The following is a 24,159-nucleotide window of genomic DNA, read 5'->3' on the forward strand; positions in this document are numbered from 1 at the left end:
CCGCCGGCCGGGTGGTCCGGCGGGCAAGTGGCCCCTACAGCATGACGGTTGCTCACGGCCCGTCGCAGCATGATCACCGATTCGGCCGCCTCACTCACCGCCGCCGCCGAAGATGTCGCCGAAGTGGATCTGCGAACCGATGATCGTCCCGGTGATGAGCAGGATCATCGTCGCGGGCACGAGCAGCACGGTGATGACACCGGTGGCGCGGGGGACCATGCGGGCGGCGCGGCGGCGGGCGTTCTGGGCCTCGGTGCGGCGCATGTCGGTCGCGATCTGGAGGAGGGTGCGGGCGATGGGTGCGCCGAGTTCCTCGCCCTGCTGGAGGGCGGTGACGAACTGGCCGACCTGGTCGCTGCGGTTGCGCTTGCGGAGCTGGTCGAAGGCGTCGCGGCGGCTGACTCCGACGTCCATCTGGCGCAGGGCGATGCGGATCTCGTCGGACCAGGGGCCCTCGTAGACGGCGTTGACGCGCTCCAGGGCCTGCCGGAAGCCGAGGCCGGCGCTGACGACGACGGCGAGGACGTCGAGGAAGTCGGGCAGGGTGCGCTCGATGTCGTCGCGGCGGCGGCGGATGGCGAGCCAGAGGCCGAGATCGGCCCAGAACCAGCCGTAGGCGAGCAGCACCAGGGCGAGGAACCAGTTGCCGCGGGTGACGAGGAGCAGCGCGGTGACGCCCCCGAGGAAGCCGTGGACGGCGCGCCGGGCGGCGTACCGTTCGACGGTCAACCCGTGCGGGTGGCCCGCGTGTTCGATGCGGGCGCGCATCTTCGCGACGCGCGCCGGGCCCATGAGCCGCATCACCAGCGGGGCCCAGCGGATGCCGAGCCGGTCGACGGCGTTGCCGGTGCGGGTGGTGCGGGTGCTGCCGACCTCCAGGGCGAGCGCGAGGTCGTCGGGGAGCTTGGCGTCGGAGCGCAGCAGGCCCACCGCGTGGACGACGCCGACCGCGCAGGCGGCCAGCGCGAGGGCGAGCCCGAGGCCGGCGAGGGTCATGGTGCTGCTGCTCATATGTCGATCCTCGACATCCGGCGGATCAGGGCGAAGCCGACGACGTACAGCCCGAGCGAGATCAGGACGCAGATGCGGCCGATGGTGGAGCCGGTCATGGCGCTCAGCGAGCCGGGCATGATGCGGTCCAGCAGGAAGAGCGAGCCGAGGCCGATGACGGGGACGGCGTAGGCGGTGACGGTGACCTGCGACATCTGGGTGCGGATCTCGCGCCGGGTCTCCTTGCGCTCCTCCAGGGTGACGGTGAGGTTGCGCAGCGAGTCGACGACCGAGCCGCCCGCCCGGCTGGACAGCACCAGCGTGGAGACCAGGACGATCAGCTCCCGGCTGGGCAGCCTCTGCTGCAGCTCGCCGAGGGCGTCCTCGACGGAGTGGCCGAGGGCCATCGCGTCGGCGACCTGCCGCAGCTCCTCGCCCGCGGGGGCGTCGAGCTCCTCCGCGGCCATCGACACCGCGGTGCGCAGCGCCAGTCCGGCCTGCGTGGCGTTGGCCAGGACGCGGGCGAGGTCCGGGAGCTGGGCGATGAAGCGCTCGGTGCGCACCCGGCGGCGCCACTCCAGGAAGGAGTACGCCGTCCAGCCCGCGATGAGCGCGGCGATCGGCCCGAAGAACGGCGCGAAGACCACCCAGGCGGCGACCCACGCCCCGGCCACGACGCCGATCGAGGCGGCCGTGAACTGCCCCGGCGTGAGGTCGGTGCCGGTGGCGGCGAGCCGCCCGGCGAGCCTGCGGCCCCAGGCGTAGCCGCGTACGCGGCGGTCGAGCCACGCGAAGGGCACGGACGGGCCGCGCGCGCCGCTCCCGTCGCCCAGCTCGGCGGCGAGCCGTTCGACGAGCGCGGCGCGGTCGGCGCGGCCGCCGCGCCACGCGTGCAGGCCCCACACCGCGAGCGCCAGGGCGAGCAGGGTGACGCCGAGCACCAGCAGCGGGTAGGGGCCCGTCGCGAAGTTCCGTCCCCCGGCGGCGAGGTGCGCCGGGACACCGCCCGGCAGGGCGGGGGGATGCGCGGGCCCGGCGGCGGCGGGGGGCGCCACGAGGGCCTGGAGGGCGCTCATTTGGCCTCCCTGCTGTCGAGTTCGAGTTCGCTCTCGCCCACCCCGAAGGCGGCGGGCACGTGTTCGCCGGCGAGGTAGAGCCGTTCGCCGATCTCCCGTGGCACGGGCCGGTGTTCGTACCAGCCGCGGACGATGCGGTCCACGCCGAGCGGTTCGGCGCGGAAGCGGGTCGCGGAGGTGAGCCGGAAGACGTCGCGGCCGCGGGAGGACAGTACGGCGATCTCGGCGATGCGGCGCGTGCCGTCGATGTGCCGGTTCAGCTGCACGATGACGTCGACGGCACTGTTGATCTGGTCGCGCAGCGCCTCGTAGGGGATCTTGACCTCGCTCATGGACGCCAGCGTCTGGAGCCGCAGCACCGCGTCCTCCGCGGAGTTGGCGTGCACGGTGGCCAGCGAGCCGTCGTGGCCGGTGGACATCGCCTGGAGCATGTCCAGTGTCTCGCCGCCGCGCACCTCGCCGACGATGATCCGGTCGGGGCGCATGCGCAGGCTGTTGCGGACCAGGTCGCGGATGGTGACGCGGCCCTCGCCCTCGACGTTCGGCGGGCGCGACTCCAGCCTGATCACGTGCTCCTGCTGGAGCTGGAGTTCGGCGGCGTCCTCGACGGTGATGATCCGCTCGCCGTCCGGGATCAGCCCCGAGAGGGCGTTGAGCAGCGTCGTCTTGCCCGAGCCCGTACCGCCGCTCACGATGATGTTGCACTTCGCGCGGACCAGGGAGGACAGCAGCAGGAGCATGTGCTCGTCGAGCGTGCCCAGCCCGATGAGTTCCTTGAGGGTGTACGCGCGCGGGAAGCGGCGGATGGTGAGCGTCGGCCCGGTGAGAGCCAGCGGCGGGATGACGACGTTGACGCGCTCGCCGGAGGGCAGGCGCGCGTCGACCATCGGGTTCGACTCGTCCACCCGGCGGTTGACCGTCGACACGATGCGCTCGATCGTCTGCAGCAGCTGCTCGGCGGACGAGAAGCGGGCGGCGACCTGCTCGATGCGGCCGCCGCGCTCGACGTAGATGCGGTCCGGGCCGTTCACCATGATCTCGGTGATCGACGGGTCCTCCAGCAGCGGTTCCAGGATGCCGAGGCCCAGTGCCTCGTCCACCACCCGGCGGATCAGCGCGGCGCGCTCCGCCGTCGACAGCACGGGGCCCTCGCGGCTGATGATGTGCCCGAGGACGCGCTCCAGCCGGGCGCGGCGCTCTGCCGGAGCGAGCGTCGACATCTCGGCGAGGTCGATCTCCTGGAGCAGCTTGGCCCGGTAGACCGCGACGAGATGGCTCTCCTGCGTCTGCGGGGTGGGCTCGTCGGCGGCGATGCGCGCGCGCAGGCTCATGGGGCGGTGTCCTCCCTCGGCATGGTCGCCGACCGCGACACGGGCCCGAACAGGTGCACTCCCGGCAGCACGGAGGGGACGTCGACCTTCGCCGTCGCGGTGTACGAGTCGGGGCCGTTCCGCCAGCTGATCGTGGCCGTCAGCCAGTCGCTCACGGCGTCGCCCCCGGCCCGCGTCCCGGCCCGCGTCCCCCCGTCCGGTGCCGGCAGCGCGGCGGTGCGCGCTGCCGCGCGGGCCGCCGTACCCGCCTGTTCGCCGCAGTAGGCGACGAGGCCGAGCTGGATCCCCGCGAGCGCGACGAGCAGCAGGAAGGGCAGCATCCCGAGGTATTCGAGCGAGGCCACGCCGCGCTCCCCCTTCCGCCGGGTGCCGCCGGGCCGCGGACGGTCGCCCGCGCGGGCCGCCGCGCCACCGGGCGGTGCCCCGCGGCGCGGACCGGTGGCCCTCACGGGCAGGGGGGACCTCATCCGGCGGGCCGTTCGCGGGGGATGCGGGCGTGGCCGTGGATCTCGGCCGGGAAGTCGATCGCGCCCGGGAAGAGGACCGGGACCTTCAGCGTCACCGTCACCGAGACGGTGCTGCCGGCGGAGGAGGTGTCGACGTCCGCGGAATCGGCCCAGGCGCCGGGGAGGTCGGACTTGGCGGCCTGCTCCGCCGCGGACTGCGGGTCCGCGGCGACGGCGGCGGCGCGCGCCGCCTCGTCCGCCGCGTTGCCGGCGAGGGTGAAGGTGTAGCCGGCGAGGACGGCCTGCCACACCAGGATGAGGGTGACGAGGATGACCGGTGTCATCCCGAGGGTCTCCAGGGTCACCTGGCCCCGGTCACCGCGGTCGCCGCGGTCGCCCTTCCCCGCGCCGGCGGCGTCGCGGCGCTCGCGGCGGGACTTCTTGCCCCGCGGCGCGGGAAGCGCCGCGCCGGTGACGACGCCGATCTCGCCGGCCAGCGCCCAGATGCCCGCCTTGACCGTCGAACGGGTGTCGAGGTCGTGGAGGCGTCCCGCGTCGATGACGGGCTGGAGCTCGCGGAAGGCGGCGGGGACGACGGAGGAGGCGATGCGGGTGCCGGTGATGCGGCCGACGAGGGTGGGCTGGATCTCGGTGCCGCGGGTGTGCCGATTGACGACGGCCACCGTGTCCTGGGGCTTGCGGACCTGGAGCCGGTCCCACATGCGCACCATGCGCTTGGCGGCGCGTACGGCGACGACGTCGGGGGTGGTGACGAGCACGGCGGTGTCGGCGACCTCGACGGCGACCGCGTTGGCGCTGGTGACCTGGGTGCCGCAGTCGACGACGACGACCTCGTAGCGCTGCCGCAGCGCGGTGAGGACGAGGCGGGCGGCGCGGTCGGTGACCTCCTCGCCGCGCTCGCCCTCGGCGGGGGCGAGCAGGAGCGCGAGGCCGGACTCGTGGACGTACATGGCGTCGTGCAGGACGCGCGAGGAGACGTCGCCGATACCGGCGAGGTCGGCGACGGAGCGGCGGAACTGCACGTCGAGGTAGGAGGCGATGTCGCCGCCCTGGAGGTCGAGGTCGACGAGCGCGGTGGAGCGGCCGGAGGCGAGGGCGGCGAGGGCGAGGTGGACGGCGGTGACGGTGGTGCCGACGCCGCCCTTGGCGCCCGCGACGGCCACCACGGTGCCGCCGGCGACGGCGGGCAGCGCGGCGGCGCGGGCCGGGCCGAGGTGCCGGCGCACACCGCCGGCCCAGGTCGCCGCGGCCTCCACGCGGGCGCCCAGCTCGTCGTAGGCGAGGGGGAGGCCGACGACGCCGCGCGCGCCGGAGTTCATCGCGGCGGCGAGCGCGGCCGGGCCGGTGTCGGGGGTGAGCAGGACGACGCCGATCGCGGGGAAGCGCAGCGCGATGTCGCGGACGAGGTCCAGTGCGGGCATCGGGCCGATCGCCTCGTGGACGATGACGACCTCGGGCAGCTCGTCGACGCCCGCCTCGGCGGCGCGCGCGAGCAGGTCCAGCAGCGAGCCGGAGTCGGGCAGCGCGGGGGCCGGTTCGGCGCCCGGGAGCTGGGCGAGCAGGCCGAGCAGGGCGCGGGCGGCGTCCTGGTCGGAGGTGGCGGCGACGATGCGGACGGTCACGGGCGGGCACCTCCCCCGCCGCCCGCGGTGTCGCCGGCCAGGGTGTAGTTGCGGGAGTCCGCGGGCGGCGCGGCGGTGTCGCCGGGGGCGACGAGGGCGAGCCGGACGTGCTCGGCGAACGACTCGGCGTAGGCGACGCGTTGGGCGTCCTCGGCGTCGAGCGCGAAGGTGATGGGAACGCCCTCGGTGGACTGGCGCTGGGACTCGGCGTCCTTGTCGAAGGCCTTGATCTCGCCGACGTCGACGACCTGCGCGCCGGCGACGATGATGCGCGAGACGTCGGGGGCCGCGTCGGTCTTGCCGGCGAAGGTCGCGAAGATGTTGACGCGTGCGCCCGGGGTGATCTTGCCGGCGACGCCCGTCTCGGCGTCGATCATGATGGCGATCTCCATCTGGCCCGGTTTGAGCTGGGGCCGGGGGGCGACCATGTCGGTCTGCAGGAGCGAGCCCTTGGCGAGTGCGACCGCGGCGATCTTGCCGCGGACCTGCGCGAGGTCGCGGACCGCGGTGTCCGGCAGCCAGCGCGAGGGCACCTGGACCTCGCGCACGTCGGAGGCGTCGAGCTGCTGGTAGGCGGGGACGTCGGTGGTCAGCTCGAACGCGGTGACCTTCGAACCGACCTCGGAGCGCGCGTCGTTCACGACCGCGAGCACTCCCGCGAAGGCGGCGACCGCGCAGACGGCGGACACCACCAGCAGGACGACGCCACGGCGCTGACGTGAGTTCATGTGCGGTCGCACCTATCGCTTGTGGGGTTCGAGTTGGGGGCGGCGCGGGGTCTCCACGGCCCGCCCTCGCGGGGCCGCGGCGTGCTTGGCCGGGGCGTTCCGCTCGCCCAGCCGGGTGGCGCAGAACAGGCACTGGTCGCCGATGACTTCGAGCGCGCACCAGGTGCAGGTGTCGCGCCGCACGGAGGTCACGAGCTGGTAGAGCATGCCGACGTCGGCGATGTAGGCGGTGAACTCGACGAGTTTTGACGTGCCCCACCAGCGGGCGGAGTCCGGCGGCAGCGGCACCTCGCGGACGTGCTGGGAGCGCCAGGCCGCGGCCAGCGGCCCGGTGACCCATCCCGGGTCCAGCCCCTTGCCCGCGAGCGCCAACTGCGTCATGTAGCCGGGCCCGGGCGGCACGGCGGCCGGGTCGGCCTCGCCGATGTACGGCTCGGGGTGCGCGAGGACGGCGAAGTGCCGCCCCGGCACGAGGGACTTGACGTGGCTGCCGACGCCGACCGGCACGCGGTCGAGTTTGGCGACGGAGCCGAGCAGCGCCCCGGAGTGCAGGTAGTACGACAGCAGCCGCGCGGCGCCGGCCAGCACGCCGGGCCCGAGGTCGGTACCGGTCAGCTGGCGCAGCTGCTCGCCCAGCAGGACGCGGGCCAGCGGCGGCAGGGCGAGCGGCACGATGGCCAGCCGGTCCGCCTCCAGGGCGGAGCGGACGGTGTGCAGCCGGCGCCGGGCGGCGTCGTCGGCCTCGGCGGGCGCGAGCGCGACGACGTGCCCGTGGGCGTCGAGCGCGGCGGCGACGTGTGCGACGTGCTGCTCCAGCGGCAGCGCGAGGTCGTCGGCTGTGGCCGTGATCACGCTGACCATCCGCAACCTCCCCCTTTCCGCCTGAACGGGCCCCTGGGCCTGGCGTTTTACGGTCGTCAGCTTATCGATGGGTAGCGACTTGGGTGCGCAAAGTTGCGGATCGGGTCGGTGAACGGCAGTCGTCGGTGAGAGGCCTTGACAACCCAATTGGTCTGGACCAACTTTCTCCCTTACCGGGACCACCCCGGTTTCTCTCCCTCCGCACTCCCACCACCCCCCAACTCCTTGCCCCCAGGAGGCAGTCGTGGAACGTGCATCGCACGCGGACACCGCGGGCCGTGCCCCTCGCAGAACGTCCACCAGGCAGCGCACCGTCGCCGTACTGAGCGCCGCGGCCGTGGTCGGCGCGGCAGCCGCCGTGGCCGTGAACGGCAGCGCCAGCGCCGCCACCACCAACCTGGTCGCCAACTCCGGCTTCGAGAGCGGCCTTTCCGGCTGGAGCTGCACCGCGGGCAGCGGCGCCGCGGTCACCGCTCCGGTGCACACCGGCTCCGGCGCCCTCAAGGGCACCCCGGCCGGCTCGGACAACGCCCAGTGCTCGCAGACCGTCAGCGTCCGCCCCAACTCCCAGTACACGCTGAGCGCGTACGTCCAGGGCAGCTACGTCTACATCGGCGCGACCGGCACCGGCGGCACCGACCCGTCCACCTGGACGCCGGGCGCGTCCTCGTACCAGCAGCTCAGCACCACCTTCACGACCGGCGCGAACACCACGTCGGTGACGGTGTACGTGCACGGCTGGTACGGCCAGCCCACCTACTACGCAGACGACTTCAGCCTCACCGGCCCGGCCGGCACCACGACCCCGCCGACCACTCCCCCGACGACGCCGGCCACGACACCCCCGACAACCCCGCCGACCACACCGGCCACCACGCCCCCGACGACCCCGGCCACCACCCCGCCGGCCGGGAACCTGCCCAAGCACCTGGTCACCGGCTACTGGCAGAACTTCAACAACGGCGCGACCGTCCAGACCGTCGCGCAGGTGCAGAGCCAGTACGACATCATCGCCGTCGCCTTCGCCGACGCCACCACCACGCCCGGCGCGGTGTCCTTCACCCTCGACCCGTCGCTCGGTTACAGCCAGGCCCAGTTCAAGGCCGACATCGCCGCCAAGCAGGCCGCGGGCAAGAAGGTCGTCATCTCGGTCGGCGGCCAGAACGGCACCATCTCGGTGCGCGACTCGGGCTCGGCGGCCAACTTCGCCAACAGCGTCTGGTCCCTCATGCAGACCTACGGCTTCAACGGCGTGGACATCGACCTGGAGAACGGCATCGACTCCACCTACATGCCGCAGGCGCTGCGCGCGCTGAGCGCCAAGGCGGGGCCGGGCCTCGTCATCACGATGGCGCCGCAGACGATCGACATGCTCTCGGCGGGCAGTGACTACCTGGCCACCGCGCTGAAGATCAAGGACATCCTGACGATCGTCAACACGCAGTACTACAACAGCGGTTCGATGAACGGCTGCGACGGCGGCGTCTACAGCCAGGGCTCGGTGGACTTCATCACCAGCCTCGCCTGCACCGCGATCCAGGCGGGCCTGTCCCCGGCGCAGGTCGGCATCGGCACCCCGGCGTCCACCAGCGCGGCGGGCTCGGGCTACGTGAGCCCGAGCGTCGTCAACAACGCGCTCGACTGCCTCGCCAAGGGCACCGGCTGCGGCACGTTCAAGCCGTCCACCACGTGGCCGGGCATCGGCGGTGCGATGACCTGGTCCACGAACTGGGACGCGAAGGCCGGCAACGTGTGGTCCAACGGCGTCGGCCCGCACGTCCACGCCCTCCCGTAGTCCGCTGGACCCCCGGGGCCCGGCCCCGGGGGTCCTCCGCGCCCCCGTCCCGCCGCCCGGCTCAGCCCAGGACGGCCAGGGCGTCGATCTCGACCAGCAGGCCGGCCGGGAGGCCGACGTACACCGTCGTACGGGCGGCGGGCGGCTGGGCCAGCGCGGCGAAGTACGCGTCGTAGAGGGCGTTGAACTCGGCGAAATGGGCCGTGTCCGTCAGGTACACGCGGACCATGACCGCGTCCTCCCAGGACGCGCCGCCCGCCTCCAGGACGGCCTGGACGTTGGCGAGGGTCTGGAGGACCTGGGCGCGCAGGTCCGGACCCGCCGGCGTGGGCTTCCTGCCCTCCTCCGCGGGCAGGAAGCCGACCTGGCCCGCGACCTGGAGGATGTTGCCCTTGCGCACGCCGTGCGAGAACCTCGCCGGCGGGGCGGTGTGCGTCGGCGGCGTGACCGCCGTCTTCCCGAGGGCCTCGGGCACTTCGCTCATCAGGTGGCACCTTCCGTCAGTGGAGCGGCGGTTGACGCGGGGCGGGACGGCGTGACGCCGGACAGCTCCGCCCCGACGGCCTCGGCGGTCCGCAGGACGAGCGGCCGCATCCGCAGCAGCTCCTCGGCGCTCACCACCACGTTGGGCGCCGAGACGGACAGGGCCGCGCACACCCGCCCGTCCGGCCCGCGGACCGGGGCCGCCACGCAGTTGATGGACTCCTCGTGCCCGCCCAGGTCGCTCGCCCAGCCCTGCTCGCGCACACGGGCCAGCTCGACGAGGAAGGCCCCGGCGTCCGGCGTCGAACGCGGCGTGTAGCGCGGGTAGTCGAGGCGCTCGGCTATGTGCCGGCGTTCGGCCTCGGGCAGGTCGGCGAGCAGCAGCTTGGCGACGGCGGCGACGGTGATGGCGACCGGGCGGCCGATGCGCGAGTACATCCGGACCGGGTAGCGGCTCTCGACCTTGTCGATGTAGACGACCTCGCCCTGCTCGTAGACGGCGAGGTGCACCGTGTGGCCGGTCTGCGCGTTGAGGGCGGCCAGGTGGGGGTGGGCCACACCGCGGATGTCGAGGGACTCGACGGCCTGCTGGGCGAGCGCGAAGAGCCGGGCACCGAGCCGGTAGCGCTGGTCCTGCTGGCGGTAGACCATCCCGTGCTCGTGCAGCGTGCGCAGCAGCCGCAGTGCGGTGGACTTGTGCACGTCGAGGCGGGTGGCGACCTGCTCCAGGCTCGCCGGTCCCTCGGCGAGCAGCGGCAGTATGGTCAGCGCCCGGTCGACGGTCTGGCTCACCGCGCGCCCTCCTCCGGCGAGTCGTCCGCCCCGCCGGTCCAGCCGGGGCCGAGTCGCAGTCTGCCCCATGCGGTGTCGTCGAGGGCGGCGAGGGCGTCCGCGCGCTCCCGGGACGGCGGTTCGGCCAGGTCGCCGGGCACGGTGAGGGCGGCGGCGGCCAGCAGGTGGCCGTGCCGCAGCCGGTCGCGCAGCGGCAGCCCGCGCAGTGTCGCGGACAGGAAGCCCGCCGCGAAGGCGTCGCCCGCGCCGACGTGCGCGACGACGTCCACCGCCGGGGCGGGCACCTGCACGCGCGTCCCCCCGCTGAAGGCCGTGGCACCGGCCGCGCCCTGCTTGACCACGACGGTCGCCGGCTCCGGCAGCGCGGCCCGCACCGCGTCCGCGTCCGTCAGGCCCCACGCGGCCTGCGCCTCGTCGTCACCGACGAAGACCAGGTCGCAGCCCCGCGCCACCTCCAGCAGCAGCCGCGGGTCGGCGTCCTGCCACAGAGCGGGGCGGTGGTTGACGTCGAAGGACACCAGCGGGCGGCCCGGCTCGCGGTGCGTGAGCTGCCGCATCAGCGCCTCGCAGGTGGCCGACAGGGCGCAGGTGATACCGGTCAGGTGCAGCACCCGCCCGGCCCACACGTCCCGCCGCTGCACCAGCGCGGGCGACAGCGCCGAAGCCGCCGAGCCCGCGCGGTAGTAGACGACCTCGCCCCGCCCCGGAGCGGCGTCCAGCGTCGTGGCGCGCTCGCCCGCCGTACGGAAGTAGATGCCCGTGGGCCGGTGCGGGTCGCGCTGCACGGCGCTGACGTCGACACCCGCGGCGGCGATCGTCTCGACGAGGTGGTCGCCGAAACCGTCGCTCCCGACCCGGCTGACCCACCGCGCGGTGTGCCCGGCACGCGCCAGCGTGCACGCGACGTTGGACTCCGCGCCCCCGATGCCGCGCGTGAAGACGGAGACGTCCGCGAGCGGCCCGCCGGTGCCGGGCACGAAGGTGACCATCGACTCGCCCAGGCACACGACGTCGGAACTCGGCGGCACGCTCACGTTCGCTCCCTGGGACCGGGTACGGGAATGCCGCCGTTGACCAGGCGCCGAAACGGATGTTAGACAGCTCGAACACGATATGCAACGACCGTTGCACATCACGCAACGCCGTACGGAGGGTGCATGGACGCCACCGCCGCAACAGTCGCCGAACGGGTCGCCGCGCTCCGCGACGAGCGGATCGACCACCGCTTCAAGGGGCTGCCGCCCGACGCGCACGGCCTCACCGTCGGCGAACTCACCGACCAGCGCCGCACGCTGGCCGACGGCGGCTTCACCACTCCCCTGCTGGTCCTCTCCTCGGAAGCCCTCGACCACAACCTCGCCTCGCTCGAACGCTGGACGGCCGAGCACGGGCTCGCCTTCGCCCCCCACGGCAAGACGTCCATGGCCCCCCAGCTCTTCGCCCGCCAGCTCGACCACGGCGCCTGGGGCATCACCGTGGCCCTCCCCCACCAGCTGCGCGTGGCCCGCGCGTTCGGCATCCCCCGCGTCTTCCTCGCCAACGAGCTGGTCGACCCCGCGGCCCTCCGCTCCCTCGCCGCCGACCAGGACGCCGACCCCGGCTTCGAGTGCGTCGCCTACGTCGACTCCGTCCGCGGCGTCGCCCTCATGGACGCCGCCCTCACCGCCGCGGGCGCCCGCCGGCCCGTCGACGTCGTCGTCGAACTCGGCGCGGGCGACGGCGCACGCACCGGCGTCCGCACCGAGGCGGAAGCCGCCGCCGTCGCCTCCGCCGCGGCCGCCTCCCCGCGCCTGCGGCTCGTCGGCGTCGCCGGCTACGAGGGCGAGGTCCCCGACGCCGACCCCGACCGCGTCCGCGCGTGGCTGCACCGCCTCACCGCCCTCGCCGCCACCCTCGACACCGCCGGGGCCTTCGCCGAGGCCGACCGCATCATCGTCAGCGCCGGGGGCTCCGCCTGGTTCGACACCGTCACTGAGGTCTTCGCCGGTCTCGGCGGCCTCTCCCGGCCCGTCCTCCCCCTCCTCCGCTCCGGCGCGTACGTCACGCACGACGACCAGCACTACGCCCGCATCACCCCCTTCACCCGTGTCCCCGGCCACCTCGAACCCGCCTTCCGCCTCTGGGCCCAAGTGGTCTCCCGGCCCACCCCCACCCAGGCCTTCCTCAACGCCGGCAAGCGCGACGCGCCCTACGACCTCGGCCTCCCCACCCCCCTGACCGTCCGCACCCCCACGGGCCTGCGCCCCGCCCCCGCCGGCCTCCGCGCCACCCGCATCTCCGACCAGCACCTCTGGCTCGACGTCCCCCCCGCCGATCCCCTCGACGTCGGCGACCTCGTGAGCCTCGGGGTCTCCCACCCCTGCACCACCTTCGACAAATGGCCCCTCATCCCCGTCTCCACGTCAGACGGCACGATCACGGACTACGTCCGCACCTTCTTCTAGGGCCCCACGCAATGCCCCCCCGGGCGGTGCCCGCCCGGGGCGAGTTGGCGGCTTGCCCACCGCCGGGGTGCCCGCGCCTGGCGGCGCCGCGCTCGGGCGGTGCCCGGCCGGGTACGTGGGCGGCTGACCGGCCGCGGGGGTGCCCGCGCCTGGCGGCGCCGCGCTCGGGCGGTGCCCACCCGGGGTGAGTTGGCGACTTGGCCGCCGCGGGGGGCTTCCCGCGCCTGGCGGCGCGGGGTGCTCCCACCCCCACCACCCGTGCAGATATGACGTCGGCTGACGGCCTTCTTGTGGGGGTGCGCCGCCGTCGGGGGCGAACCGCAGTCCCCGAACCACATTCACCCCCACCGGCAGGCAGCCGCCATACCGGCCCGGGAGGGGGACGATCCGGGGGTGCCCCCGCAGGAATGCGCACCTCTCCCCGCCACCTACCGGAAGAGGTCAGACGCGCATTCCGAGGAGGTACCCCCGGAGTGGCACCCGACCCCACCCCCCCGGGCACAAGCGCGATGCCCCGCCGGGCAACCCGGGGGCACGAGGAACTGCGCGAGCAACCACCCACCCACCGCAACATCGCGCGAGCCACCGCACCCCACCCCCCGCCAAGAGCCACGTATGGTCTGGACCATGGACCTCGTCGTGCGGGGAGCACGTGTCATCGACGGCACCGGCCGGCACCCCGCCTACCCCGCGGACGTCGGCATCACCGCCGGCCGCATCGCCGAAATCCGCCCCACCGGGGGCCGCCGCCTCACCGGCAGGAGAGAACTCGACGCGAGCGGCCTCGCCCTCGCCCCCGGCTTCATCGACATGCACGCCCACAGCGACCTCGCCCTCCTCACGGACCCGGCCCACGAGGCCAAGGCGGCGCAGGGGGTGACCCTGGAGGTCCTCGGCCAGGACGGCCTGTCGTACGCGCCCGCCGACGACCGCACGCTCGACACGCTGCGCACCCTCATCGCGGGGTGGAACGGCGACGGCTCGGACGTGGTGTTCGACTGGCGCACGGTCGGCGGCTATCTCGACCGCCTGGACCGCGGCGTCGCGGTGAACGGCGCCTACCTCGTCCCGCAGGGCACCGTGCGGATGATGGCGGTCGGCTGGGAGGACCGCCCGGCCACGCCCTCCGAGCTCGGCACGATGAAGCGGCTGGTCGCGGAGGGCATGGAGCAGGGCGCTGTCGGCATGTCGGCGGGCCTGACGTACACGCCCGGCATGTTCGCGACGGACGCGGAGCTGGCCGGGCTCTGCCGTGTGGTCGCCGCCCACGGCGGCTACTTCTGCCCGCACCACCGCTCCTACGGCGCCGGCGCCCTGCGCGCCTACGAGGAGATGCTGGCCCTCGCCCGGGGGACCGGCTGCCCCCTGCACCTGGCGCACGCCACGATGAACTTCGGCGAGAACGCCGGCCGCGCGGACGAGCTGCTGGCGCTGCTCGACGCGGCCACCGCGGCCGGCGCGGACGTCACGCTGGACACCTACCCCTACACCGCGGGCTGCACGACGCTCGCCGCGCTGCTGCCGAGCTGGGCCGCGGTCGGCGGGCCCGGCGCCACGCTCGCCCGGCTGCGTGACGAGCCCACCGCGGAGCGGATCCGGCACGCCCTGGAGGTGGAGGGCTCGGACGGCTGCCACGGCGTGCCGGTCGACTGGTCGACGATCGAGGTGTCCGGCACCGCCGACCCCGCCCTCGCCGTACGCGTCGGCACGCGCCTGGACGGCTGGCCCGCGGCCCGCGCGCTGCTGCTGGCCGACCGGCTGGGGACGACGATCCTCCAGCACGTCGGCGACGAGCGGAACGTCCGCACCGTGATGCGCCACCGCGCGCACACCGGCGGCTCGGACGGGATCCTGCACGGCGCGAAGCCGCACCCGCGCGCGTACGGCACCTTCCCGCACTACCTCGGCCACTACGTACGCGAGCTGGGCGTGCTGGGGCTGGAGGAGTGTGTGGCCCATCTCACCGGCCGCCCGGCGGCCCGGCTGGGGCTCCCGGACCGCGGCCTGGTCCGCGAGGGCTACCGCGCCGACCTGGTGCTCTTCGACCCGGAGACGGTCGCGGCGGGTGCCACGTACGACCGTCCGCGCACCCCGCCGGCCGGCATCCCGTACGTGCTGATCGACGGCCGTTTCGTGATCGAGGACGGCCGCCGCACGGACGTGCTGGCCGGCCGCTCGGTGCGCGGCCCGGGCCGTCGCGCGGCCGGCGGCCGGGGGGGCTGAGGCCGCCGCCCGGGGCCCTCGCGGCGTCCCCCGGGTGGCGAAAAACACCGCGCGGCCCGCGTGGCACCGCCGTAAGGTGACCGGCATGCAGGTGATCCAGTCGACGAAGCTCGCAAATGTCTGTTACGAGATCCGGGGACCGGTTCTTGAGGAGGCGATGCGGCTTGAGGCTGCCGGTCACCGCATCCTCAAGCTCAACACCGGAAACCCGGCCCCCTTCGGTTTCGAGTGTCCTCCCGAGATCCTGGAGGACATGCTGCGGCAGCTGAAGGACGCGCACGGCTACGGGGACGCGAAGGGTCTGCTGAGCGCGCGCCGGGCGGTGATGCAGCACTACCAGACCAAGGGCGTCCCGCTGGACGTCGAGGACATCTACCTCGGCAACGGCGTGTCCGAGCTGATCCAGATGTCGATGCAGGCGCTGCTGGACGACGGCGACGAGGTGCTGGTCCCGGCGCCCGACTACCCGCTGTGGACGGCCTCGGTCTCGCTCGCGGGCGGCACCGCCGTCCACTACCGCTGCGACGAGCAGGCCGACTGGATGCCGGACCTCGCCGACATCGAGCGCAAGGTGACCGACCGCACCAAGGCGATCGTCATCATCAACCCGAACAACCCGACCGGCGCGGTCTACGACGACGAGCTGCTGCGCGGCCTCACCGACATCGCGCGACGGCACCGGCTGGTGGTGTGCTCGGACGAGATCTACGACAAGATCCTCTACGACGACGCCACCCACACCCCCACCGCCGCCATCGCCCCCGACCTGCTGACGCTCACCTTCAACGGCCTGTCCAAGGCCTACCGGGTGGCGGGCTACCGCAGCGGCTGGCTCGCGGTGTGCGGGCCCAAGTCGCACGCCTCCAGCTACATCGAGGGCCTGACGATCCTGGCGAACATGCGGCTGTGCGCGAACATGCCCGCGCAGCACGCGATCGCGACCGCGCTCGGCGGCCACCAGTCGATCAACTCCCTCGTCCTCCCCGGCGGCCGCCTGCGCGCGCAGCGCGACGCGACGTACGAGGCCCTGACCGCCATCCCGGGTGTGACGTGCGTCAAGCCCAAGGGGGCGCTGTACGCCTTCCCGCGGCTCGACCCCCAGGTCTACAAGATCAAGGACGACCGGCAGATGGTCCTCGACCTGCTGCGGGCCGAGAAGATCATGATCGTGCACGGCACGGGCTTCAACTGGATGGAGCCCGACCACTTCCGCATCGTCACGCTGCCGCGCGCGGAGGACCTGACCGAGGCCATCGGCCGCATCGGCCGGTTCCTCCAGGGCTACTCCCAGCCGTAGCGGGTGGGGGCGCGGGCGGTCACCCGGCCCGCGCCCCCGGCACCGCCCTGCACCGCCCTACGCGGTGGCCAGGCGCTCGACGAGCGCCTCGTACTCCGCCCACAGCTCCGGCGGGGTGTGCGACCCGAAGGTCTCCAGGTGCGCGGGGATCAGCGACGCCTCCTCCCGCCAGGCCGCGGTGTCGACCGTGAGCAGCAGGTCCAGTTCCGCCGGGGACAGGCCGAGGCCCTCGACGTCGAGGGCGCCGGGCGCGGGCAGGATCCCGATGGGGGTGCGGACGCCTTCGGCCGTGCCGTCCAGGCGCTCGACGATCCACTTCAGCACGCGTGCGTTCTCGCCGAAGCCGGGCCACACGAAGCGGTCGGCCGCGTCCTTGCGGAACCAGTTCACGTAGTAGATCTTCGGCAGCTTCGCGGGGTCGTGGGCGCGCCCGACCTCCAGCCAGTGGGCGAAGTAGTCGCCCATGTTGTAGCCGCAGAAGGGCAGCATCGCGAACGGGTCGCGGCGCAGTTCGCCGACCCTGCCCTCGGCGGCCGCGGTCTTCTCGCTGGCGATGTTGGCGCCGAGGAAGACGCCGTGCTGCCAGTCGAAGGACTCGGTGACGAGCGGCACGGCGGTGGCGCGGCGGCCGCCGAAGAGGATCGCGGAGATGGGGACGCCGCGCGGGTCCTCCCATTCGGGGGCGATGATCGGGCACTGGCTCGCCGGGACGGTGAAGCGCGCGTTCGGGTGCGCGGCGGGGGTGCCGGACTCCGGTGTCCAGTCGTTGCCCTTCCAGTCGGTGAGGTGGGCGGGGGGCTCCTCGGTCATGCCCTCCCACCACACGTCGCCGTCGTCGGTACGGGCCACGTTGGTGAAGACGGTGTTGGCGTACATGGTCTTCATGGCGTTGGCGTTGGTGTGCTCGCCGGTGCCGGGGGCGACGCCGAAGAATCCGGCCTCGGGGTTGATCGCGTAGAGCCGGCCGTCGTCGCCGAAGCGCATCCAGGCGATGTCGTCGCCGATCGTCTCGACCGACCAGCCGGAGACGGTGGGCTCCAGCATCGCGAGATTGGTCTTGCCGCACGCGGAGGGAAAGGCGGCGGCGACGTAGCGGGACTCCCCGCGGGGCGGGGTGAGCTTGAGGATGAGCATGTGCTCGGCGAGCCAGCCCTCGTCGCGGGCCATGACGGACGCGATGCGCAGCGCGTAGCACTTCTTGCCGAGCAGCGCGTTGCCGCCGTAGCCGGAGCCGTACGACCAGATCTCGCGGTCCTCGGGGAAGTGCGAGATGTACTTGGTGCTGTTGCAGGGCCAGGGCACGTCGGCCTGGCCGGGGGCCAGCGGGGCGCCGACGGAGTGGACGGCCTTGACGAAGGCGCCGTCGCTGCCGAGCTCGTCCAGGACGGCGCTGCCCATGCGGGTCATGGTGCGCATCGAGACGGCGACGTACGCGGAGTCGGTGATCTCGACGCCCATCGCGGACAGCGGGGAGCCGAGGGGGCCCATGCAGAAGGGGACGACGTACATCGTCCGGCCGCGCATGGCGCCGCGGAAGAGGCCTCCCGGGGCGCCTTCCCCGGAGCCCTCGGCCCGGGAGGTGCCCCCACCGGTGAAGATCTCGCGCATCTCGGCGGGGTCCTTCCAGTGGTTGGTGGGGCCGGCGTCCTCCTCCCGCTGCGAGCAGATGAACGTACGGTCCTCGACGCGGGCGACGTCCGAGGGGTCGGACGCCGCGTGGTACGAGTCCGGCCGCAGGGTCGGGTCGAGCCGGGTGAAGGTGCCCTTGGCGACGAGTTCGGCTGCGAGCAGGTCGTACTCGGCCTGCGAGCCGTCGCACCAGACGACCTCGTCGGGCTGGGTGAGCTCGGCGATGTCGCCGACCCAGCGGATCAGTTCCTGGTGGTTGGTGGGAGCCGCACTGTCACGGTTGCCGCGCGCCACGATCGCTCCATCCCGCCGGGTCCGCACAGACCGGCGTGAGAGGTGAGGGTTCGGTTCGGCCCCTTGGGGGCTGCGGCCCGGACGCGTGCACGACCGCCCGCCAGGCGGGTGCTCATCCGGTGCCGACCGCACTCATATGAGTGTGATCCCGCTCAGTCGAGTCTGTCCAGGGCGCGAGAGGTGAGGCACACCACCCGGCTACACCTACCGGAACGGCCGATTCCGGCCCCTGGACGGCCGATGCGACGCGCTCGCGCACCGGGCAACCTACGGTGGCGTAGGTAGGATTGACGCCATGAGCGCCGTCGATCAGACTGCTGAAATGTCCGCCGAAGTCGATGCACTCGATTCGTTGAAACCGATAAAGCCCAAGCTCAGAGGGTGGCTGCACGCCGGCATGTTCCCGGCCGCGCTCATCTCGGGTGTCGCGTTGACCGCATTCGCCCAGAGCACCAGAGGACGCCTCGCGTGCGCCGTCTTCACGGTGACCGCGTGCGCGCTGTTCGGTGTGAGCGCGCTGTACCACCGCGGCAACTGGGGGCCGCGCGTCTCAGGAATTTTGCGCCGGCTTGACCATGCGAACATCTTCCTGATCATCGCGGGGACCTACACACCCCTGGCGATACTGCTGCTGCCGGGCGGTACGTCCCACCTGCTGCTGTGGCTGGTGTGGGCGGGCGCGCTCGCGGGCATCGCCTTCCGGGTCTTCTGGGTCGGCGCGCCACGGTGGCTGTACACGCCGTGCTACATCGCGCTCGGCTGGGTCGCCGTCTTCTTCCTGCCCGACTTCCTGCGCACCGGCGGCGTCGCGGTGATGGTGTGCGTGATCGTCGGCGGCGTCCTCTACAGCACGGGCGCGGCGGTCTACGGCTTCAAGCGGCCGAACCCGTCACCGCGCTGGTTCGGCTTCCACGAGGTCTTCCACTCCTTCACGCTGGCGGCGTTCATCGTCCACTACGTCGGCATCTCGCTGGTGGCGTACACGCACAGGTAGCCGCGGACGACCGCGACGGCACCGCTCGGCGAAGGCCCGCACCCCTCGGGGGTGCGGGCCTTCGCCGTGTCCGGGCGCGGGTGCGCGGGGGCGGGTTGGCACCCGGCGAGGTGACAGCTACTCTTTTTTGAGAGTCACTGTCATTTGATACTCACTCGCAGGAGTTCGCCGTGTCCTCATCCACGTCCCCGCCCCCTCCCGCTCCCTCCGCTCCCTCCGCGCCGACCCCGCCCGCCGCCCCGCCGGCCGACCCGCGGCGCTGGCTCGCGCTCGTCGCCCTGTGCCTGAGCATGCTCGTCCTCAGCTTCGACACCACGATCCTCAACGTCGCCCTGCCGACCATGGCCGACGACATCGGCGCCACCACCGGCGACATGCAGTGGATCGTCGACTCGTACACCGTCGTCTTCGCCGCCGCGATGCTGCCCGCCGGGCTCGTCGGCGACCGCTTCGGGCGGCGCCGGATCCTCATCGCCGGGCTCGTGGTCTTCCTCGCCGGATCGGTGCTGGGCTCGCTGGTCGGCAGCCCCGGCGCGGTCATCGCCGCCCGCACGGTGATGGGCGCGGGCGGCGCCTTCGTCATGCCGCTCGCGCTGTCGGTCATCCCCGGGCTGTTCGGGCCGGCCGAGCGGCCCAAGGCCGTCGCGATCGCCAGCAGCGCGATCGCCTTCGGCATGCCGCTCGGGCCGATCATCGGCGGCGCGCTGCTCAAGAGCTTCTGGTGGGGCTCGGTCTTCCTGGTCAACATCCCGCTCGTCGCGCTCGCGATCGCCGCGTGCGTGTGGCTGCTGCCCGAGACCCGCGACCCGGCCGCCCCCAAGGTGAGCGTCAGCAGCACCTTCTGCGCCGCCGCGGGCCTCGGCGCGCTCGTCTACGGCATCATCGAGGCGCCCGGCCGCGGCTGGGGCGACCCGCTGGTCGTCGCCGGGCTCGCCACTGGCATCCTGCTGCTCGCGGTCCTCGTGCTGAGCGAACGCCGGGTGCCGCGGCCGATGCTGGACATGAGCCTGCTGCGGCAGCGCGGCTTCCTGTGGAACGCGGTCGCCGCCACGCTGGTGAGCTTCGTCCTCACCGGCACGGTCTTCGTGGTTCCCTCCTACCTGCAGACCGCGCTCGGCCACGACGCGCTCGGCACGGGCCTGCGGCTGCTGCCGATGATGGGCGGCCTCACCGTCGCCGCCCGGCTCGCCCCCTCCCTGGTCGCCAAGGCGGGACCGCGCACGGTGATCGCCGCGGGCCTGCTGGTGCTGGCCGCGGGCGGCTTCCTCGGTGCCACCACCTCCGCGGCGGACGGCTACGGGCTGATCGCGGTGTGGCTGACCCTCGCCGGGGCGGGGCTGGGCCTCAGCGTCGTCCCGTCCATGAACGGCGCGCTCGGCGCGCTCCCCCGCGAGCGGGCGGGCAGCGGCTCGGGCCTGCTCCAGACGCTGCGCCAGACCGGCGCGGCCGTGGGCGTCGCGATCCTCGGCAGCGTGCTGGCCGCCGCCTACCGCGGCCGCCTCGCCACGGCGGGCCTGCCGCCCGACGCCGCGCACGCCGCCCGTGAGTCCCTGGCCGGCGCGCACGCGGTGGCCGGCCGTACCGGGAACGCCGCCCTCACCGCGTCGGCGGACGCGGCGTACGTGCACGGGATGGACGTCGCCCTCGCCGTCTGCGGGGCCGCGGCGCTCGCGGCGGGGCTGCTGCTGGCCGTCTTCCTGCCCGGCGCGCGGCCGGTGGGGGCGGAGACGAAGGCCGCGGAAGGGGCGACGGACCCCGGGGCGGGGGCGTTCGCCGGGCCGCGGGCGGATGCCCGACAATGAACCCATGCCGCCCTACCCCTGCGACGACGTTCCCGCCGACCCGCCCCAGGCCCTCGGCCTGCGTGAACGCAAGAAGGCGGCGACCCGGCAGGCGATCCGCACGGCGGCCTACCGCCTCTTCGCGGAGCACGGCTACGACGCCACCTCCGTCGACCGGATCGCCGCCGAGGCGGACGTCTCGCCGAGCACGGTCTTCCGCTACTTCCCGACCAAGGAGGACATCGTCCTGACGGACGAGTACGACGACGAGATGGCGGCGGTCCTGCGGGCCCGCCCGCTCGACGAGCGTCCGCTCGCGTCCGTGCGGTACGTCATGCACACCGTCATCGGCCGCACGCTGCGGGATCCGGCGAACCGCGAGGAGATGGTCCGGCGCGAGCAGCTCGTCCGGGACGTCCCGGCGATCCGCGCCCGCGCGCACGAGAGCATGTCCGCGACCGGCCGGCTGCTCGGCGGCATCATCGCCGAGCGCACCGGCCGGCGGGCGGACGACCTGGAGGTGCGGGTCTTCGCGGCGGCCGTCTTCGCGGCGCTGCACGAGACGACGATGTACTGGCTCGAACACGACCGCGACGAGGACTTCGTCCAGCTCCTCGACCGCACCCTGGCGATGCTGCGGCACGGCCTCGACCTGCGGACCCACTGACGGCCGCCGCCGCGCGCACCCGCCCGGCCCAGCCGGGCTCCCGGCGGGCTGCGGCATCCGCGGCTGCGCCGCTCAACCGCCCGGGCGGAGCTGGCTGCGGAGGGTGCGCGGATCGGACGTGGGCGCGTCGCACACGAAGTTGCGGCACACGTACGCGGCGGCCCGCCCTCCGCGGGTGGCCCGCCGGTAGAGCAGCGGGAACTCGCCCGCACCCTCCTCGCCGACGGCCACCACCACGCCCGGCGCGGCCGCGAGCAGCGCGGTGCGGTGCAGCTCGGCGGTCAGCGGGTCGCCCGTGTCGCCCACGACGGCGACCTCACGCGGCCCGTCGAGCACTGCCTCGGCGACGGCCAGGCCCCAGCCGATGAAGCGCGGCGCGCGCCCCGCGAGCGCGCCGACCACGCCGAGCGCCCGCTCGGCGGCGGAGCGGTGCGGTTCCGCACCGGTGTGCGCGGCATACGTCAGCATCGCCCCGGCCGCCGCCGTCCAGCCGGAGGGCGTCGCGTTGTCGGTGGGGTCCTGCGGCCGGCGGATGAGCGTCTCGGCGTCGTCGGCGGTGTCGTAGAGGGTGCCGTCGTCGCCGGTGAAGTGGTGGAGGACGGAATCCAGCAGCAGACCGGCGAAGTCGAGCCAGACGCCCTCGCCGGTCACCGAGGCGAGCGCGAGGAAGCCCTCGGCGACGTCCGCGTAGTCCTCCAGCACGCCGTCGTTGGCGCCCGCGACACCGTCCCGCGAGGTGCGGGTGAGACGCCCGCGCCCGTCCATGTGCACCCGCACCAGCAGATCGGCCGCGTCGACGGCGGCCTGGACGAGGTCGGTGCGGTCGAAGTACGCCCCCGTCTCGGCGAGCGCGGCGATGGCCAGGCCGTTCCATGCGGCGACCACCTTGTCGTCCCGCCCCGGCCGCGGCCGCCGGGCCCGCGCCGCGAGCAGCCGCTCACGGACGGACGCCACCCGTCCGGCGTCCACCACCCCGCCGCCCTGCGGGAGTTGCAGCACCGAGGCGCCCTCCTCGAAGGTGCCGTCCTCGGTGACGCCGAAGTAGTCGGCGGCGAACCTCCCGTCCGCCTCGCCCAGTTCGGCGGCGAGCTGCTCCGGCGTCCAGACGTAGTAGGCGCCTTCGGCGTGCCGGCCGCTGCCGTCGTCGCTGTCGGCGTCCAGCGCGGACGCGAAACCGCCCTCGTCGGTGGCGAGTTCACCGACGATGAAGTCCGCGGTCTCCAGCGCGACCCGCCGCGCCAGATCCGAGCCGGTGGCCCGCCACAAATGGGCGTAGACACGCGCCAGGAGCGCGTTGTCGTACAGCATCTTCTCGAAATGGGGCACCACCCATTCGCGGTCCACGCTGTAACGGGCGAAGCCGCCGCCGAGCTGGTCGTAGATGCCGCCGCGGGCCATCGCCTCGCACGTGTCGCGGGCCATCTGCAGCGCGCCCTCCGCGCCGGTGCGCGCATGGTGCCGCAGCAGGAACTCCAGCACCATGGACGGCGGGAACTTCGGCGCCCCGCCGAAGCCGCCCCGCCGCGCGTCGTACTCCCGCGTCAGCCCCAGCAGCGCGGCCCCCGTCTCCGCCTCACCCGGCAGCGCGCGCCCCTCGTACACCGGCCCCCGGTCGGCGAGATCCCGCACGATCCGCGCCGCGACGTCCGCGACCTCCTCGCGCCGGTCCCGCCACGCGGCCACCACCCCGCGCAGCACGTCCATGAAGCCCGGCATCCCCTGCCGCGCCTTCGGCGGGAAGTACGTGCCGAAGTAGAACGGCTCCCCCTGCGCCGTCAGGAACACCGTCATCGGCCACCCGCCCTGCCCGGTGGCCGCCTGCACCGCCTCCATGTACACCGCGTCGACGTCCGGCCGCTCCTCCCGGTCGACCTTGACGGACACGAAGTGCTCGTTGAGATACGCCGCCGTCGCCTCGTCCTCGAACGACTCGTGCGCCATCACATGGCACCAGTGGCACGCCGAGTACCCGACGCTGAGCAGCACCGGCACCCCCCGCCGCGCCGCCTCCGCGAACGCCTCCGCCCCCCACGGCCACCAGTCCACCGGGTTGTCGGCATGCTGCAGCAGATAGGGCGAAGTAGCGTCCCCGAGTCGATTCACGCGGCCACCCTCTCATGCACCGCCCCCGCACCGCCGCCCATGCCGCCCGGTGTTGCCGCACCCGCCCCGTCTGCCGGGGCCGGGACGGAACGGCTCGCCGCCCGCCGCGGAAAAAATCCTCCCGCCCGTGTCGAATCGGCCGGGCCGCGTTCGACGCAAGGGTGAGGGCCGGCCGGAGGGGCCGGACCAGGATCAGGAGAACACCGTGCGCTACATGATGCTGCTGCGGCTCGACCCGGCCAAGGCACCCGCCGAGGGGCCGAGTCCGGAACTGATGGAAGAGATGGGCAAGCTGCTGGAGGACATGGCCAGGAACGGCGTCATGCTCGACACCGGAGGGCTGCGGGCGAACGAGCCGGGATCGGTGATCCGGCAGGTCAAGGGGAAGCAGACGGTACTGGACGGGCCGTTCACCGAGGCCAAGGAGGTCATCGGCGGATACGCGATCATCCAGGCCAAGTCGCTGGAGGAGGCCACGCAGTGGGCCTCGCGCTTCCTCGCCATCCACGGCGAGGAGTGGGAGATCGAGGCCGAGGTGCGGCTCGTGGAGGAGCCGGAGTAACGCCCGGCACGGGGCGTCGG

20 protein-coding genes are annotated in these 24,159 nt (G+C 73.7%); 8 read left to right on the forward strand and 12 right to left on the reverse strand.

The features are described 5' to 3' along the window. Nucleotides 1-90: 90 nt before the first annotated feature. From ACH4SE_RS28295 to ACH4SE_RS28325, 7 genes are all read right to left on the reverse strand, one after another. Nucleotides 91-1,011, reverse strand: a complete 921-nt coding sequence (locus tag ACH4SE_RS28295) for a DUF5936 domain-containing protein (RefSeq protein ID WP_398546321.1) — start codon at nt 1,009-1,011, stop codon at nt 91-93. Beyond that, a complete protein-coding gene (locus ACH4SE_RS28300) occupies nt 1,008-2,066 on the reverse strand; it encodes a type II secretion system F family protein (protein WP_398546322.1) in 1,059 nt (352 codons plus the stop codon). Before ACH4SE_RS28300 ends, ACH4SE_RS28295 begins: the two co-directional genes overlap by 4 nt. Further along, a complete protein-coding gene (locus ACH4SE_RS28305) occupies nt 2,063-3,397 on the reverse strand; it encodes a CpaF family protein (protein ID WP_398546323.1) in 1,335 nt (444 codons plus the stop codon). Before ACH4SE_RS28305 ends, ACH4SE_RS28300 begins: the two co-directional genes overlap by 4 nt. Then, nucleotides 3,394-3,741, reverse strand: a complete 348-nt coding sequence (locus ACH4SE_RS28310) for a TadE/TadG family type IV pilus assembly protein (RefSeq protein ID WP_398546324.1) — start codon at nt 3,739-3,741, stop codon at nt 3,394-3,396. Before ACH4SE_RS28310 ends, ACH4SE_RS28305 begins: the two co-directional genes overlap by 4 nt. 119 nt (nt 3,742-3,860) lie before the next feature. Then, entirely contained in the window at nt 3,861-5,486 is a 1,626-nt protein-coding gene (locus ACH4SE_RS28315; RefSeq protein ID WP_398546325.1) for a CpaE family protein, read from the reverse strand. After that, a complete protein-coding gene (gene cpaB / locus ACH4SE_RS28320) occupies nt 5,483-6,214 on the reverse strand; it encodes a Flp pilus assembly protein CpaB (protein WP_398546326.1) in 732 nt (243 codons plus the stop codon). The genes ACH4SE_RS28315 and cpaB overlap by 4 nt, the downstream gene beginning before the upstream one ends. 12 nt (nt 6,215-6,226) lie before the next feature. After that, on the reverse strand, nt 6,227-7,075 hold the full coding sequence (locus ACH4SE_RS28325) for a hypothetical protein (RefSeq protein ID WP_398546327.1): 849 nt from the start codon (nt 7,073-7,075) through the stop codon (nt 6,227-6,229). A 244-nt stretch (nt 7,076-7,319) separates the two neighbouring features. On the opposite strand from ACH4SE_RS28325, the gene ACH4SE_RS28330 reads away from it, so the two are divergent. Further along, entirely contained in the window at nt 7,320-8,870 is a 1,551-nt protein-coding gene (locus ACH4SE_RS28330; RefSeq protein ID WP_398546328.1) for a chitinase, read from the forward strand. 61 nt (nt 8,871-8,931) lie between these two features. Here ACH4SE_RS28330 and ACH4SE_RS28335 read toward each other — a convergent pair whose 3' ends face one another. Genes ACH4SE_RS28335 through ACH4SE_RS28345 form a run of 3 tightly spaced genes read right to left on the reverse strand, consistent with a single transcriptional unit; the run spans nt 8,932 to nt 11,179 of the window. Beyond that, on the reverse strand, nt 8,932-9,354 hold the full coding sequence (locus ACH4SE_RS28335; protein ID WP_398546329.1) for a RidA family protein: 423 nt from the start codon (nt 9,352-9,354) through the stop codon (nt 8,932-8,934). Beyond that, a complete protein-coding gene (locus ACH4SE_RS28340; RefSeq protein WP_398546330.1) occupies nt 9,354-10,145 on the reverse strand; it encodes an IclR family transcriptional regulator in 792 nt (263 codons plus the stop codon). The genes ACH4SE_RS28335 and ACH4SE_RS28340 overlap by 1 nt, the downstream gene beginning before the upstream one ends. Beyond that, nucleotides 10,142-11,179, reverse strand: coding sequence for a sugar kinase (locus ACH4SE_RS28345; RefSeq protein ID WP_398546331.1), 1,038 nt, complete (start codon nt 11,177-11,179; stop codon nt 10,142-10,144). The genes ACH4SE_RS28340 and ACH4SE_RS28345 overlap by 4 nt, the downstream gene beginning before the upstream one ends. Nucleotides 11,180-11,302: 123 nt before the next feature. Here ACH4SE_RS28345 and ACH4SE_RS28350 point away from each other — a divergent pair, with 123 nt between their 5' ends. The 3 genes from ACH4SE_RS28350 (at nt 11,303) to ACH4SE_RS28360 (ending at nt 16,109) form a co-directional block, all read left to right on the forward strand. Then, nucleotides 11,303-12,589, forward strand: coding sequence for an alanine racemase (locus ACH4SE_RS28350; RefSeq protein WP_398546332.1), 1,287 nt, complete (start codon nt 11,303-11,305; stop codon nt 12,587-12,589). A gap of 627 nt (nt 12,590-13,216) precedes the next feature. Beyond that, the gene (locus ACH4SE_RS28355; protein ID WP_398546375.1) at nt 13,217-14,812 is read left to right on the forward strand and encodes an amidohydrolase family protein; all 1,596 of its coding nucleotides are present in this window, start codon (nt 13,217-13,219) and stop codon (nt 14,810-14,812) included. Between the two features lie 85 nt (nt 14,813-14,897). Next, nucleotides 14,898-16,109, forward strand: a complete 1,212-nt coding sequence (locus ACH4SE_RS28360) for a pyridoxal phosphate-dependent aminotransferase (RefSeq protein WP_398546333.1) — start codon at nt 14,898-14,900, stop codon at nt 16,107-16,109. Nucleotides 16,110-16,166: 57 nt separating this feature from the next. On the opposite strand, the gene ACH4SE_RS28365 is transcribed toward ACH4SE_RS28360, so the two are convergent. Next, nucleotides 16,167-18,032 (reverse strand): phosphoenolpyruvate carboxykinase (GTP), encoded by a 1,866-nt coding sequence (locus ACH4SE_RS28365; protein WP_398546334.1) that lies wholly within the window; start codon nt 18,030-18,032, stop codon nt 16,167-16,169. Between the two features lie 322 nt (nt 18,033-18,354). Here ACH4SE_RS28365 and ACH4SE_RS28370 point away from each other — a divergent pair, with 322 nt between their 5' ends. The 3 genes from ACH4SE_RS28370 to ACH4SE_RS28380 all read left to right on the forward strand — a co-directional run bounded on the left by ACH4SE_RS28370 (nt 18,355) and on the right by ACH4SE_RS28380 (nt 21,474). Beyond that, nucleotides 18,355-19,026: a hemolysin III family protein gene (locus ACH4SE_RS28370; protein ID WP_398546335.1), complete on the forward strand. Its 672-nt coding sequence runs from the start codon at nt 18,355-18,357 to the stop codon at nt 19,024-19,026. A 290-nt stretch (nt 19,027-19,316) separates the two neighbouring features. Further along, nucleotides 19,317-20,828 (forward strand): MFS transporter, encoded by a 1,512-nt coding sequence (locus ACH4SE_RS28375; protein ID WP_398546376.1) that lies wholly within the window; start codon nt 19,317-19,319, stop codon nt 20,826-20,828. 4 nt (nt 20,829-20,832) lie between these two features. Then, complete coding sequence (locus tag ACH4SE_RS28380) at nt 20,833-21,474, forward strand: TetR/AcrR family transcriptional regulator (RefSeq protein WP_398546336.1); 642 nt, start codon at nt 20,833-20,835, stop codon at nt 21,472-21,474. 72 nt (nt 21,475-21,546) lie between these two features. Here ACH4SE_RS28380 and ACH4SE_RS28385 read toward each other — a convergent pair whose 3' ends face one another. Next, on the reverse strand, nt 21,547-23,577 hold the full coding sequence (locus ACH4SE_RS28385; RefSeq protein ID WP_398546337.1) for a thioredoxin domain-containing protein: 2,031 nt from the start codon (nt 23,575-23,577) through the stop codon (nt 21,547-21,549). A 214-nt stretch (nt 23,578-23,791) separates the two neighbouring features. Here ACH4SE_RS28385 and ACH4SE_RS28390 point away from each other — a divergent pair, with 214 nt between their 5' ends. Next, entirely contained in the window at nt 23,792-24,139 is a 348-nt protein-coding gene (locus tag ACH4SE_RS28390; RefSeq protein ID WP_398546377.1) for a YciI family protein, read from the forward strand. Nucleotides 24,140-24,159 lie beyond the last annotated feature (20 nt).

The organism is Streptomyces sp. NPDC020983 (assembly GCF_044333485.1).
In the GTDB taxonomy this organism is placed as follows: Bacteria; Actinomycetota; Actinomycetes; order Streptomycetales; family Streptomycetaceae; genus Actinacidiphila.